This window comes from Arthrobacter sp. TmtSoilC51, assembly GCF_055388015.1.
On sequence record NZ_AP035877.1, the window covers coordinates 3,855,140 to 3,867,895 of the forward strand.

A 12,756-nucleotide genomic window follows, 5' to 3' on the forward strand; every position below is an offset into this window, starting at 1 on the left:
CATGACAGCGAAAATCAGCCTCCGCAATGTCACCAAGCAATTCACGGTCCGGGCTACGAAGTCCGCTGCTGCCACCACCCTCACGGCCATCGATTCCCTGAGCCTGGACGTCCAAGACGGCGAGTTCCTCACCCTGGTGGGGCCCAGCGGGTCCGGCAAGACCACGCTGCTGGACCTGCTCGCCGGACTCTCAACGCCGACGTCGGGCGAGGTTCTGGTAGACGGCAAACCCGTCACCGGACCCGGCAAGGACCGCGCTGTGGTGTTCCAGCAGTACGCATTGTTCCCGTGGCGGACGGCTTCGGCCAACGTTTCGATTGGCTTGGAAGGAACAGGGCCCGGCGGCAGGAAATTGAACCGGCGCGAACGGGCAGCCAAGGCCAGGGAGTACTTGGCACTGGTGGGACTGGCCGGTTTCGAAGATCGGTATCCCCATGAACTCTCCGGGGGCATGAAGCAACGTGTTGCGATTGCCCGCAGCCTGGCTTACGAGCCCGACGTCCTGCTGATGGACGAGCCCTTCGCGGCTTTGGACGCTCAGACCCGCGAGCAGTTGCAGGACGAACTGCTGCGCATCTGGAAGGCCACCGGAAAGACCATCGTGTTCATCACGCACGGCATTGACGAGGCCGTTTACCTCGGCGAGCGCGTGGCCGTGCTAAGCGCCCGCCCTGGCCGGCTGAAGCAAATCGTGGACATCCATATCCCCGACCGCGACGGCGATGACGACATCCGCTCCAACCCGGCCTTCGTGGAGCATCGGCACGAGGTGTGGACGCTGCTGCACGACGAGGTCCGCAGGGCGCAGGACGCCGGACACCGGAAGATCCTCCCGGACGGCAGCGCCCCGGACGAGCCCGCCACCACCATCACTGAAAGGAGCGCTGCCTGATGACCACCACGCTCGCGCCAACAGAAGCGGCGCCTCAGGCGAGCACCGCGCCACACCCAAGCCCCGCCGTCGAACCTTCCGCATCGAGGGGCTCACGGGCACGCACGACGCCGCTGCTCGCTACCGTGCGCAGGGTTACCGCAGCAGCCGGTTCAGGCGTGTGGAAGTCCACCGCAATCCTGGCCTTCCTGGCACTGTGGGAACTCGGCCCGACGTATCTGGCCAGTCCGTCCACCAGGGTGTTCCTCCCACCGTTGCATGACGTGCTGCTGGCGTGGGGCAAGCTTTTCGAAGCGGGAACCATCCAAGGCCACATCGCGGCCAGCCTGACCAGGTCCGTAGCCGGTTTCGGCGCAGCGCTCGTTGCAGGTGTGTCGCTGGGGCTCCTGATCGCTTGGTACGGCCGGCTCAACGCAGTCCTCAACCCCCTGCTGGAACTGTTCCGCAACACGGCCGCGCTGGCCCTCCTGCCGGTGTTCACCCTGCTGCTGGGCATCGGCGAGGAATCCAAGATCAGCATCGTTGCCTACGCGGCTTTCTTCCCGGTGCTGCTCAACACGATTGCGGGCGTGAAAACCGTGGATCCGCTGCTCATCCGGGCCGCGCGCTCGTTGGGCCTGAACAGTTTCCGCCTCTTCCAGAAGGTCATCCTGCCATCCGCCGTGCCAACGATTTTCACTGGCATCCGCATGGCCGGCACGGCATCCATCCTGGTACTGATTGCTGCCGAGATGGTGGGTGCCAAAGCGGGCCTTGGATACCTGATTGTGAACGCGCAGAGCAGCTTCCTGATCCCGGACATGTACGCGGGCATCCTGACCGTCTCGCTGCTGGGTCTCGGCGTGAACTTCCTGCTGGTGGCCCTTGAACGGCACTTCTCGCGCTGGCGGACCGCCGTTGGCGCCGCAGCTTCCTAAAACCACCCACTGCGGCACCTGCCGCAACCAACACAACAAGTAAGGAAACGAAACCATGACCGTCATTACCGAAACCAAACTCGAGTTCGCCAAGCTGGGTTCCCGCATCGGAGCCGAAATCCGCGGATTCGACATCAGCGGAGACCTCAGCCAGCCCACCGTCTCCCAAATCCGTGCGGCCCTCAATGAGCACAAGGCCCTGGTGTTCCGGGAGGCCAACATCCTGAGCGACGAAGCACAGGTGAAGTTCGCCAGCCATTTCGGCCCGCTCACCAAGGCGCATCCCACAGTTGCTTCCGTGGAAGGTGAAGAAAACGTCCTGCCCGTAGACAGCGAGAACGGCTCCGCCAACAACTGGCACACCGACGTCACGTTTGTGGTCAACCCACCGCAGGCCTCCACGTTGCGGAGCATCGATCTGCCTGCTTATGGCGGGGAGACCCTCATCGCTTCCTCTGCCGGCGCCTACCAGGACCTGCCGGAGGAACTGCGCAACTTCGCGGACACCCTGTGGGCCATCCACACCAACGATTACGACTACTCAGTGCCCAAGAACCTTGAGCACCAGAATGCCGAGGAGCGCCGTAAGGAGTTCACCCGCCTGAAGTTCGAAACCGCCCACCCTGTGGTGCGCGTCCACCCGTTGACCGGCGAGCGCGGATTGTTCATTGGGGGCTTCGCGCAGCGGCTTCGGATCGTGGGCTTGTCCAACACGGAATCGAAGGACATCATCCGCCTCCTGCAGGCATACGTGACGCGTCCTGAGAATGTGGTCCGAGTGAACTGGGAACCGAACCAAGTGGTCTTGTTCGACAACCGCATCACCCAGCACTACGCCCCGGACAACTACGACGGCCAGCCGCGCAAGCTCAACCGCGTGACCATTGCCGGCGACATTCCGGTGGGCATCGATGGCAAGCCCAGCCAGTCCATCCAAGGTGATTCGAGCACCTACTCGGTGGTGGCCCCGGTGACCGTCTCCTAGGAGGGGATATGTGTTGCTGTTGTCACCCAACTGAGTCGCAGTTAAGCGCGTTTTGAGGCTTCATAACGCGCACAACTGCGACTCAGTTGGGTTTAGGGGATGTTGCTTCCCCGCGCCGCCACCCACAGGCCGTACCACTCGGCCCTGGACATATCGGCAGCCGCGGACACGGCATCAGTGCAGGCTGCGATCCGTGCAGGATTGGTGGTCCCCACAACAGGCGAAATCCCTGCCGGGTGCTTCATGAGCCACCCCAGCAGCACCGATTCAGGCGTGGTGCCTTTCTCTCCCGCGAGCCGCTGAAGCATTTCAGCGGTTGCCGACTCGGCCAGCGACTTTTCCTCGGACGGCGCTCCCGTGTAGCGCCCTTGAGCCATGGAACCGTAGGCCTGGAGCTCAATCCCCTTTGCCATGCATAGCTCCACCGTCCCGTGCGGGAAGCTGTAGCCCACTCCCTCTGCATGGTTCACCAGCACCGTACTTTCCAGCCAGTCCCGGCGCAGCAGGCTCATCTCCAGCTGGTTGGCAATGATCGGAATCTCAAGGCCGTCCTGCAGGAACGCAATCTGCGCGCCGGACATGTTGGACACCCCCAGCTGCCGCACTTTGCCTTCCGACATCAACTGCCCGACGGCGTCCGCCACCTCGCGTGGGTCCATGAGGGGATCCGGACGGTGCAGGAGCAGGATGTCCACGTAGTCCGTTTGGAGCCGCTTCAAACTTCCATTGACCCGTTCCAGGATGGCTTCCCTGCTGAGGTCGTAGTGGGTATCAAGCCCACGCTCCCCCAGCCTGATTCCGCACTTGGTTTGGAGCTGGATCTTTTCGCGCAGGCCCTGTGAACGGGCGAGGACTTCCCCAAAAACGGCTTCGGACTTACCGCTCCGGTAGATGTCCGCGTGATCGAACAACTCAATGCCGATCCCTTGTGCTGCCTCGATAACTGCGGCAGCCTGTTCGATCTCCGCAGCACCGTACGAGGTACCGTCCCAAGGACCGCCCAGGCCCATGCAACCGTAAATGAGGCGCCCGCGCCCGTTCGCGTTAGTCATGTCTTCAGATTCTTCCGCAACGCTTAAGCGTCGCGGACCACCCACGCAGAGGTGTCGGCAGGAAGCAGGCCGTCTTCCAGCGGTCCGCTGCTCACGACGACGGTCCCCGCCGGAAGCTCGAACGGCTCGGTTCCGAAGTTGGTTACCGTGTCCCAACCACCCGGACGGCTGAAGTGCAGCACGTCCTGGTTGCCAGTCTCAACCCATTCGAGTTCCTCGTCGGCCTGCAGTTCGCTCCGCAGGCGAAGCGCTCTGCGGTAGAACTCCAGCGTTGAGCCTTCCACGCCTTCCTGTTCTGAAACTGCGTAGCGTGCGAACCACTCCGGCTGGGGCAAGTGTGCCCTATCTTCGCCGAAGCCAAAGGAAGGTCCGTCTGCAGTCCAAGGGAGCGGGACGCGGCAACCATCGCGGCCGATCTCGACTCCCGGGTTGCGGAAGAAGGACGGGTCCTGCCGCTCGGAGTCAGGAATTTCGGTCACTTCACGCAGGCCAAGCTCTTCTCCTTGGTACAGGTAGGCAGAACCAGGAAGTGCGAGCATCAGCAGCGTGGCAGCACGGGCACGACGCAAGCCGAGTTCGACGTCGAGCTCTTCCGCCGGAGCTCCGGCCAGAAGCCAGCCCTTGCCGTCCTGGCCCTTGGGCTTGGTGGACGAGATGTCCTGGGCCGTATTGGTTCCCTGGGCCACTGAACCGCCCCTGGGCAAGCCGTAGCGTGTGGCGTGGCGGACGACGTCATGGTTGGAGAACACCCAGGTGGAGGAAGCCCCGGTTTCCTTGGCCGCGATCAGGTTTTCCGTGATGATCTTCCGGAAGGAAGGTGCATCGAAATCGGCCTGCAGAAGGTCGAAGTTGAAAGCCTGGCCCAGTCCCTCAGGGCTCGCATAGCGGGCACGGCGGGACTCGTGGACCCAAGCCTCGGCCACGGCAGTCCGTGGCGGGTTGTACTCGTTGAAAAGCTTCCGCCACTCGGCGTAAACCTCATGCACTTCGTCGCGGTCCCAAAACGGGTGTGATCCGTCCACGAAGCCATCTGTGCCATGGGCCCGGGCTGCGAGATCGGCCTTCATCGGCATGGGCTCGGAGAGATCCTTGGCCATGCCGTGGGCGACGTCGATGCGGAAGCCATCCACGCCACGGTCGGACCAGAAGCGCAGGGTCTTCAGGAAGTCCTCACGGACCTCCGGGTTGTCCCAGTTGAAGTCGGGCTGCTCCTTGGCAAAGATGTGCATGTACCACTGGCCGGGAGTACCGTCCGGCTCTGTAATGCGCTCCCAGACCGGTCCGCCGAACACTGAGTCCCAGTCCGAGGGCGGGAGCTCGCCGTTTTCACCTTTGCCGTCCCGGAAGATGTAGCGTTCGCGCGCAGCGGAGCCCTTGGGTGATGCCAAAGCTTCCTTGAACCATTCGTGGCGGTCCGAGGAGTGGTTGGGCACGATGTCGGCCACCAGCTTGATGCCCGCGGCGTGGAGGGCAGCAGCCATCTCATCGAAGTCTTCAAGCGTCCCCAGCTTGGGATCCACGTTGCGGTAGTCATCCACGTCGTAGCCACCGTCAGCGAGTGCGGAGGGATAGAACGGACTTAGCCAGACGGCGTCGATCCCAAGTTCCTTCAAGTACGGGACCTTTGCCGTGATGCCCTTGATGTCGCCGATGCCGTCGCCGTTGGAATCAGCGAAGCTGCGGGGGTAGATCTGGTAAACGGCCGCCTGGCGCCACCAGTTCGGATCAGCCATGCGCTCTGCGTCGGTACGGGGTGCCTGAGTGGCGGAAGTGCTCACGAAACTCCTTTGATTTAGAATCTAAATTTATGTCCCGAACCAGTATGAAACGCCGGGTGCGGAAGGTCAACAAGTGTCAGCCCTTAACGGCCCCTTGGGTAACGCCTGCCATGACCCACCTCTGGGTGAAGAGGTACGCGACGATTGCGGGCGCCATCGCCATCAGGTAGGACGCGAAGGACACGTGGTAGTTGTTGCTGAATTGGGTCTGAAACAGGTTTTGCCGTACTGGAAGGGTCTGCAGTGCCGGATCGGAGATAATCAGCGACGGCATCATGAAGTCATTCCAGGCGTAAAGGAATGCAAAGATACCGACGGTCGCGCTCATCGGCGCCAGCAGTGGGAAGATCAGCTTCCAAAACGTCTGCCACGTTGTAGCGCCGTCGATCCTGGCGCTCTCTTCGAGTTCCATGGGAATCGAACGGAGGAATGCGGTGAATAGCAGCACGCTGAAGCTCAGTTGGAACATTGTGGCCAGAAGAATGACGCCCAGCGGGTTGTCCAGCCCGAGGCGGCCCGTGAGCTGGATCTGCGGCAGGGCAACCACCGGGAACGGAATGAACATCGCCCCAAGAAGGTAGAAGAACGAGTACCTGAACAGCCGGCGTTCCCAGTTGCGCACAATCGCGTACGAGGCGAAGGCGGCCAGGACGATGGTGGCAAGAACGGTCCCCGCGGTCACCAGCAATGACATCGCGGCGCCGACGGGAAAGTTTGTCAGAGTCCAGGCCTGGACGAACCCGTCGAGGCTGAATGGAGCGGGAAATGAGAAGGCATTGCCATCCACAGCCTGCCCCTGGGTCTTGAAAGCCATGGAGACCGTGACATAGAGAGGTAGGAGCACGGTAACCGTGCACAAGACCAGGATGGTGGTTCCGGACCAGTTGACCCGTTCCACCGCTGGAGAGGAACGACGTCGGCTGGTTGGGGCGGTGGCGGTTTCAACCTGGGAGGAGTCTTCGATTGCGAGGGTGGCTTGCTTGGTCATCAGAGTGCGTTCCGTCCGCGAGTCAGCGATAGCTGTAGGAGAGAGATAAGGATGGCGACCACGAAGAAGATGGTCGCGTTGGCCATCTGGTAGGCGTAGTCGCCGCCGTTGAAGCCGGCGATAACAGTCATCGCGATGCTCCTGGTCGAGGTTCCCGGGCCACCGTTCGTCAGCCCGACGATGATGTCGTAAGCATTGAGGAAGCCCTTGAAACCGAGAATGATGTTGATGACCACATAGCCGGCAACCAGCGGAAGGGTGATCTTCAGCAGCTGCTGGAATTTGCTCGCGCCGTCAATTTCCGCGGCCTCATAGACATCCCCGGGCACGGCAACAAGGCCGGCAATGTAGATGAGCAGCGCCCCGGGCACAGCCTGCCAGGCCGTGACAAGCACAGTCGCAATCCAGGCGAGGTCTGGGTTGGCCAGGAGGCTGCTCTCCAGCCATGGGATCCCTGCCGCGGCACCAGCCGCCGGGAGGGAGTTCGAAAACAGGAAGTTGAAAACGTAGGCGATGATGATGCCGGAAACCACCATCGGGATGACGAAGATGGTCCGGAGTGCGGACTTCATCCGGATGCGCGAGGTCAGGCCGACTGCAAGGAGGAAGGCGATTACATTCACCGCGATCACTGTGACGATGGAGAAACCGAAGGTGAACAGGTAACTCTGCAGGATAGCGGGGTCAGTAAAGATCGCGATGTAGTTGGTCAGGCCGGTGAACTCCCAGTCACCGATTCCGATGGAGTCCGTGAAGCTGAAGAAGATGCCAATGATGCCCGGTATCGTGATGGCCAGGGTGAACAGGATGAGGCTGGGCAGGAGGAAAAAGTAGAAGATCGGTTCCACCCGCCGCCTGCTGCCCTTCATTTCGCGGGTACGGCTTCGGCTGGTAGGGCCGGATGTGGTTGAGGTGCTAATGCTGGACATGTTTCTGACTTCCTGTGTTCGGCACTACTGGCGGAACGCCAGGCGCGCCCAATCTGCGTCGAGTGTGCGGAGGGTGGATGCAGGGGACGCGCCGAACACGATTGCCTGCGTGTAGTTCATGATCGGGATGGTGCGCGGAACCAGCACCGATGGGCCCTGATAAACCTGCGAATTCTCGTAGTACTCCACCATTCCCTCTATCCGGGGGTCCGGGACATTTGCAGAGTCCTTGGTGGGTGTGAAGCCCAACTGTGATTTGTTGTAGGCATCGATCACCTCCGGCCGGTACAGGTACTCCAGGAAGTTACGCGCAGCGTCCTTGTGCTTGGACGCCTCCGGAATCCAGGCCGCCAGGTCCACATTCACGCGGACGCGCAAGTCCTTGGGGTCCTCGGTCATAGGGAGCGGAAAGGTCCCGAGTTTGAGGTCCGGCGCGGTCTTGGCGATCTCGCTGAAGGCCCAGGGTCCCTGCATGTACATTGCGGCCTTGCCTTGTGAGAACGCGAGGTTACCGTCACCGTAGGCCCGGCTTGCAGCATCCTTGTTGACGTAGCTCTTTGCGAGCGTCAGCATCTTCTCGACCGGCTGGTTGAAGTCCTTCTGGAATGACACGGAGGACTGCGGCCCAACTTCCGTGCCTTCGGCAGCAAGCTTCTTGAAGAAGTCAATGGTGTCCACCTGACCACCTACCGAGTAGTCAAACCACCCTTGGGCGATGGTCCAGTCATCCTTCCATGTGGCATAGAAGGGCGTCACGCCAGCGGCTTTCAGCGCCTCGCACGCCGCGATCATCTCACTCCACGTCTTCGGCACAGCTATGTTGTGCGCAGCGAAGATTTCCTTGTTGTAGATCACGGAGGATGCCATGACCGAGTACGGCAGGGCACTGGTCCGACCCGGATATGAACCGTACTGGTCCATGAGCGGTTGAAGGTCCTCCCGGATGTGGGATGCGGCCTCGGTACCGGACAGGTCGCTCAACGCTCCGCGCTGGACAAAGCGGGAAGTCTCCATGTTGTAGTTTGCAAGCGCGATGTCCGGTGGATTGCCGCGGACGAAACTTGCCGACACGACGTCGACGCCCGATGTGTCCAGTACTACCTCGGCTTCGTTCTGGGAAGCGTTGTAGTCGGCAACGAGTTTGGTCATGAAGCCGATGGCCTCCCGCTTGCTGAAGGTGAAGCGGATGGTCTCTTTGCCAGGGTCCCCGGTGCAGCCCGAGAGGAGGCCGGCCAGCAGGGCCAGCCCCAGGCCCATCGCTGCCATGCGTTTCTTGCGCGTAGCTTTCACAGACTCCATAGTCCTTTCGTCGTGCGGATTCCGAGTGGCCGCTATGCCGCGGGGAAGTGGTCGCGTCAAGCTCAACCCGAAGTTTAGATAGGGGGTAAATTTATGACCTATCGCTAGTATTTAGTGAGCAGCGCCACATGGTCAAGCTTTTGGTGGAAATGCGTCGTCATCTAAATTTATGCACTAAATTTAGAGAGACCGCTCTATCACCGGAAGGGCGGCTGGAAGGAGCATCAATGGTGATCGGGACTGCGCCGTCAACACAGCTGGTACGCAGGGTCAACGCCGGCGCGATGCTGAAGGCAATGCGTGGTGCGGGAGTAGTCACAGGCACGGAACTGATGGCTTCCACCGGACTCTCACGCGCCACCGTCATTTCGATCTGCGACGAACTTGTCCGGCTCGGATGGCTGCAGGAACTGGAAAACCAGCGAGGTGCCGGAGACTACGTCAAAGGCAGGCCGGCACGCCGCTTTATCTTCGACGACAGCGCGGCCAGCGTGCTCGGAATCGACATCGGCGCCAACAAGATCACCACGATTGTGGCTGACATGGCCGGAAAACCTTTGTCCCAGGTGACGATGCCCTTCCGCGCTTACAACGTACCTGCCGATGAGCGCGCCGATGTGCTGGACCGGATCGCGGCGGATGCCCTGGAAAAAGCCGGCGTAACCGCTGACTCTGTTCTTGCTGTTTCTGTTGGTGTTGCCGCTCCCGTCAGCCGCGACGGAGAGGTGCTCACGGCCCAGGAATTCTGGAAGTCATTTGATGTCCGCCGGATTGTGTCCGAGCGGCATGGTTGGCAGGTACTCCTCGAAAACGACGCCAACCTTGCAGCCCTCGCAGAAAGGTGGCAGGGCACGGCGCAAGGAGTCGACAACCTGGTGGTCATGCTCGCCGGAGACCGCCTGGGTTCCGGCATCCTCGAGTCGGGCCGATTGCTCCATGGGCAAGTTGGTGGCTTTGGCGAACTGGGATACCTCGACAACGTGGACGGCGTAGGCGACACCTACGGCATCGCCCACTACGCTGCGCTGTGGGGGCGGGAAGCCCTTGCCGATGACTCCGGCACGACCCTGCGGTTGCTCTGTGGCGGCGATCCTGCGGCCCTGACGGCAGAGATGGTTTTCAAGGCAGCCGCGGACGGTGACCGCGCCGCCCGTATCGCCCTTGATCGTGTGGCGCACCGCATGGCCCGCGTCATCGGCTCCATCAGCACATTGGTCAACCCTGAGCTTGTGGTTATTGCCGGCGGCGTCGCAGCGTCAGTCCACGCCTTGCTCCCGGACATCGGGAAGCAGTTGCCGGACTTCACCTTCACTCCCCCGCGCCTGGCAACATCCATTCTGGGCGACGGCATTGTGTCCCTCGGCGCGATCCGCCATGCCTTGGACTATGTCGAAGAGCATGCACTGGACCTTTACCCCGCATCACTGCCGAAACACGCGGACGCTTCCTGACCCTTCCAGGTTCTTTGCTGCCACCCGGCTGCCACCCGACTGCCACCTGGCTGCCGGAATCGCTACTCCGGCATGGACATGGTGCGCAGGTCCAGCTGCCTGAGAACGCGGTCCGCCACCTCAGGATCGGTACCCGGCTCATTGCGTGCGTACACCACTTCCTGGCGGGCGGCATCCAGCGCGATCGTCTGCACGGCGATGGCTAGTTCACGCCCTCGTTTGCGTTTCTCCGCGGCCGACTCGTTCCGCAACGTCCCATCCAGCAGCTCGGCATGGAGGCGGCGCATCTTTTCCTTGACCAGTGCCACCTTGTCCGCAGGGAGCTCCTTCATGAGCTCGTGGTCCTTCAGCGCCGCTACCGCTGCCGACTGGGCACGTTTGGCCAGCACGCGGGCAGCGTCCTTTTCATGTGAACCGTCCTCCATGGCGTTGAGGACCCGCATCAGCCACGGAAGCGTCAGGCCAGGCAGTACCAAGGTGGCCAGAAGCACGGCGCAGGCGGTGACCAGGATTTCGTGGCGCGCCGGGAAGTCGCTGCCATCAGGCAGTGTCAGCGGGAGCGCCAAGGCGAGGGCCAGTGTTGCCAGGCCACGCATTCCACACCACGTCAGGATGAGTACTTCTTTGGGTGAGGTTGGCTGCAGGAGATTCCGCCGCCGATGGGCGGTCAGCGCAAGCAGTCCGAGCCATAGGTAGCGAACGGCGAACACCAGGATGCAGATCACCACAGCCGCGCCGATCATCCCGAAAATGGCCGTCCCCTCGTCACGGATAACGTGCCTGATTTCCAAGCCCACCAGGCCGAAGGCCAGGCCGGTTGCCAGCAGCTCCACCACATCCCAGAAGGCTGTCCGCGTAATGCGCTCGGCAGCGTCCTGCGGCCGTGCGTGGCGTTGCAGTTCCAGGGCAGTCACGACGACGGCCACCACACCTGACGCGTGCAGCTCTTCCGCCAGAATGTATGCCGCGAAGGGAACAACTAGCGTGACTGCGCTGCGGGCAACCATGGATGTCACAAGCTTGGAGATGAACTTGGTCAGCCAGCCCATGGCGATGCCGATGACCACCGCCAAAGCAGCACCCATCACAAATTGCAGGATGACATTGGGCCCCACTTCGCTACCAGACACCGTGGCGGCGACCGCTGCCTGGAAAATCACGATGGCGGCGGCATCATTGAAAAGGCCCTCGCTCTGCAGAACGGTGATGAGCCGTCGGGGCATATGCACGCGGCCAGCTACTGACTCCACTGCGACCGGATCCGGCGGCGCCACCATGGCTCCCAATGCAATCGCCGCCGGGATGCCAATGCCAGGAATCATGAGCCATGCTGCACCAGCCACCACTACGGTGGAAACCACCACCAAAGCGACAGCCATCAGCAGCAACGTCCGCCAACGCACCCGGAAAACGGCCCAGGAACTCTTCTGCGCGGTGGCAAAAAGCAGCGGCGGGAGGAAGATCGGCAGGATCAACTCCGGCGTAATCTCCAACTCAGGGAAGCCTGGAATGAACGTCAGCGCAACAGCCAGAAGCAGCATCAGGACCGGGTACGGAAGCCGAAGCCTGTCCCCCAAGCCCACAGCCAGCACCGTCGCAAGCAGCAATCCGACAATGAGTGCCAGCTGATCCATATTCCTGCTTCCCCAGAAGTTGTACGTGCCCACCGCAGACGTGGCCCGCAGAAGCTACCTACCAACATATCCCGGGGTCCATGGATCCCCTGCCAGCTTCATTCCGCCGTCAGTGCATCCACCACGTCGACTGATCCGTCCTTGAAAGTGATGGTCCGGTGGATGGTGCCAGGAAGTTCCAGAACTGCAGCCGCCACCAGGGCAACGTTCGCACGGGAAGTCTGCGTACCATTGCCCGGGTGTGCTGGATTGACATCGATCATCCCGGAGGCGGGCTCCTCCGTCAGGGTTCCCGGTCCCAGCACGGTCCAGTCCAGTCCGGTGCTCCGCAGGTAATCATCAGCCACGGCCTTGGACTCCGCGTAGGGGAAGAAGGGGTGGTCCTCGGAAACGCCGTGATCCTTTGAACTGCCGATGTAGGACGCCATCACATAGCGCTTAATGCCGGCCTCTTGGGCTGCGTCCATGGATCGGATAGCGGCGTCCCGGTCCACTGCATACGTCCTGGCCGGGTTGCCGCCACCGGCTCCTGCTGACCAGACCACGGCGTCGTGGCCTTTCAGCGCCTGGGCGAGCTCCGCCGTCGTCGAGTTTTCCACGTCCAGGACCTGCGCAGCAGCGCCCGTCTCCGTGACGTCTGCCACGTGGTTGGGATTTCGAATGAAAGACGTGACGTCGTGACCTTCGCCACTAAGAATGCGGGACAAATGCAGGGCCACTTTGCCGTGGCCGCCAATGATTGCGATTCGGCTCATGCACCCATTCTGTCCCACATGGGAAGTTGGCGCGGGCGGGGAAATGAAGAGGCCCCGCAGGTGATACCTGCGGGGC

11 protein-coding genes are annotated in these 12,756 nt (G+C 61.8%); 4 read left to right on the forward strand and 7 right to left on the reverse strand.

Annotated features, from left to right (window positions below; genetic code table 11):
- Window position 1 precedes the first annotated feature (1 nt).
- Genes ACZ5G6_RS17640 through ACZ5G6_RS17650 form a run of 3 tightly spaced genes read left to right on the forward strand, consistent with a single transcriptional unit; the run spans window position 2 to window position 2,794 of the window.
- Window positions 2–892 carry an ABC transporter ATP-binding protein gene (locus ACZ5G6_RS17640; protein WP_498686899.1) on the forward strand — a complete coding sequence of 297 codons (891 nt, stop codon included), beginning with the start codon at window positions 2–4 and terminating at the stop codon, window positions 890–892.
- Window positions 892–1,809 carry an ABC transporter permease gene (locus tag ACZ5G6_RS17645; RefSeq protein ID WP_223934072.1) on the forward strand — a complete coding sequence of 306 codons (918 nt, stop codon included), beginning with the start codon at window positions 892–894 and terminating at the stop codon, window positions 1,807–1,809. Before ACZ5G6_RS17640 ends, ACZ5G6_RS17645 begins: the two co-directional genes overlap by 1 nt.
- A 55-nt stretch (window positions 1,810–1,864) precedes the next feature.
- Window positions 1,865–2,794: a TauD/TfdA dioxygenase family protein gene (locus tag ACZ5G6_RS17650; protein ID WP_498686901.1), complete on the forward strand. Its 930-nt coding sequence runs from the start codon at window positions 1,865–1,867 to the stop codon at window positions 2,792–2,794.
- A gap of 92 nt (window positions 2,795–2,886) precedes the next feature.
- Here ACZ5G6_RS17650 and ACZ5G6_RS17655 read toward each other — a convergent pair whose 3' ends face one another.
- From ACZ5G6_RS17655 to ACZ5G6_RS17675, 5 genes are all read right to left on the reverse strand, one after another.
- Entirely contained in the window at window positions 2,887–3,846 is a 960-nt protein-coding gene (locus ACZ5G6_RS17655) for an aldo/keto reductase (RefSeq protein WP_498686903.1), read from the reverse strand.
- A 23-nt stretch (window positions 3,847–3,869) separates the two neighbouring features.
- The gene (locus tag ACZ5G6_RS17660) at window positions 3,870–5,624 is read right to left on the reverse strand and encodes a glycoside hydrolase family 13 protein (RefSeq protein ID WP_498686904.1); all 1,755 of its coding nucleotides are present in this window, start codon (window positions 5,622–5,624) and stop codon (window positions 3,870–3,872) included.
- Between the two features lie 76 nt (window positions 5,625–5,700).
- Window positions 5,701–6,612 carry a carbohydrate ABC transporter permease gene (locus tag ACZ5G6_RS17665; protein ID WP_223934080.1) on the reverse strand — a complete coding sequence of 304 codons (912 nt, stop codon included), beginning with the start codon at window positions 6,610–6,612 and terminating at the stop codon, window positions 5,701–5,703.
- Window positions 6,612–7,541 carry a carbohydrate ABC transporter permease gene (locus ACZ5G6_RS17670; RefSeq protein ID WP_498686907.1) on the reverse strand — a complete coding sequence of 310 codons (930 nt, stop codon included), beginning with the start codon at window positions 7,539–7,541 and terminating at the stop codon, window positions 6,612–6,614. Before ACZ5G6_RS17670 ends, ACZ5G6_RS17665 begins: the two co-directional genes overlap by 1 nt.
- Before the next feature lie 24 nt (window positions 7,542–7,565).
- Window positions 7,566–8,840 carry an ABC transporter substrate-binding protein gene (locus tag ACZ5G6_RS17675; RefSeq protein WP_223934081.1) on the reverse strand — a complete coding sequence of 425 codons (1,275 nt, stop codon included), beginning with the start codon at window positions 8,838–8,840 and terminating at the stop codon, window positions 7,566–7,568.
- A 227-nt stretch (window positions 8,841–9,067) separates the two neighbouring features.
- On the opposite strand from ACZ5G6_RS17675, the gene ACZ5G6_RS17680 reads away from it, so the two are divergent.
- On the forward strand, window positions 9,068–10,291 hold the full coding sequence (locus ACZ5G6_RS17680) for an ROK family protein (RefSeq protein WP_223934083.1): 1,224 nt from the start codon (window positions 9,068–9,070) through the stop codon (window positions 10,289–10,291).
- A gap of 62 nt (window positions 10,292–10,353) precedes the next feature.
- Here the strand turns inward: ACZ5G6_RS17680 and ACZ5G6_RS17685 are convergent, their stop codons facing one another.
- Both ACZ5G6_RS17685 and ACZ5G6_RS17690 read right to left on the reverse strand, forming a co-directional pair.
- Window positions 10,354–11,925 (reverse strand): Na+/H+ antiporter, encoded by a 1,572-nt coding sequence (locus ACZ5G6_RS17685; protein ID WP_498686910.1) that lies wholly within the window; start codon window positions 11,923–11,925, stop codon window positions 10,354–10,356.
- Window positions 11,926–12,023: 98 nt separating this feature from the next.
- On the reverse strand, window positions 12,024–12,680 hold the full coding sequence (locus tag ACZ5G6_RS17690) for an SDR family oxidoreductase (protein WP_498686912.1): 657 nt from the start codon (window positions 12,678–12,680) through the stop codon (window positions 12,024–12,026).
- Window positions 12,681–12,756: the final 76 nt, after the last annotated feature.

Coding starts and splice junctions, on each gene's coding strand:
- ACZ5G6_RS17640 (WP_498686899.1), top strand. CDS start 2: ATGACAGCGAAAATCAGCCTCCGCAATGTCACCAAGCAATTCACGGTC.
- ACZ5G6_RS17680 (WP_223934083.1), top strand. CDS start 9,068: ATGGTGATCGGGACTGCGCCGTCAACACAGCTGGTACGCAGGGTCAAC.
- ACZ5G6_RS17655 (WP_498686903.1), bottom strand. CDS start 3,846: ATGACTAACGCGAACGGGCGCGGGCGCCTCATTTACGGTTGCATGGGC.
- ACZ5G6_RS17675 (WP_223934081.1), bottom strand. CDS start 8,840: ATGGAGTCTGTGAAAGCTACGCGCAAGAAACGCATGGCAGCGATGGGC.
- ACZ5G6_RS17685 (WP_498686910.1), bottom strand. CDS start 11,925: ATGGATCAGCTGGCACTCATTGTCGGATTGCTGCTTGCGACGGTGCTG.
- ACZ5G6_RS17645 (WP_223934072.1), top strand. CDS start 892: ATGACCACCACGCTCGCGCCAACAGAAGCGGCGCCTCAGGCGAGCACC.
- ACZ5G6_RS17650 (WP_498686901.1), top strand. CDS start 1,865: ATGACCGTCATTACCGAAACCAAACTCGAGTTCGCCAAGCTGGGTTCC.
- ACZ5G6_RS17690 (WP_498686912.1), bottom strand. CDS start 12,680: ATGAGCCGAATCGCAATCATTGGCGGCCACGGCAAAGTGGCCCTGCAT.
- ACZ5G6_RS17665 (WP_223934080.1), bottom strand. CDS start 6,612: ATGACCAAGCAAGCCACCCTCGCAATCGAAGACTCCTCCCAGGTTGAA.
- ACZ5G6_RS17670 (WP_498686907.1), bottom strand. CDS start 7,541: ATGTCCAGCATTAGCACCTCAACCACATCCGGCCCTACCAGCCGAAGC.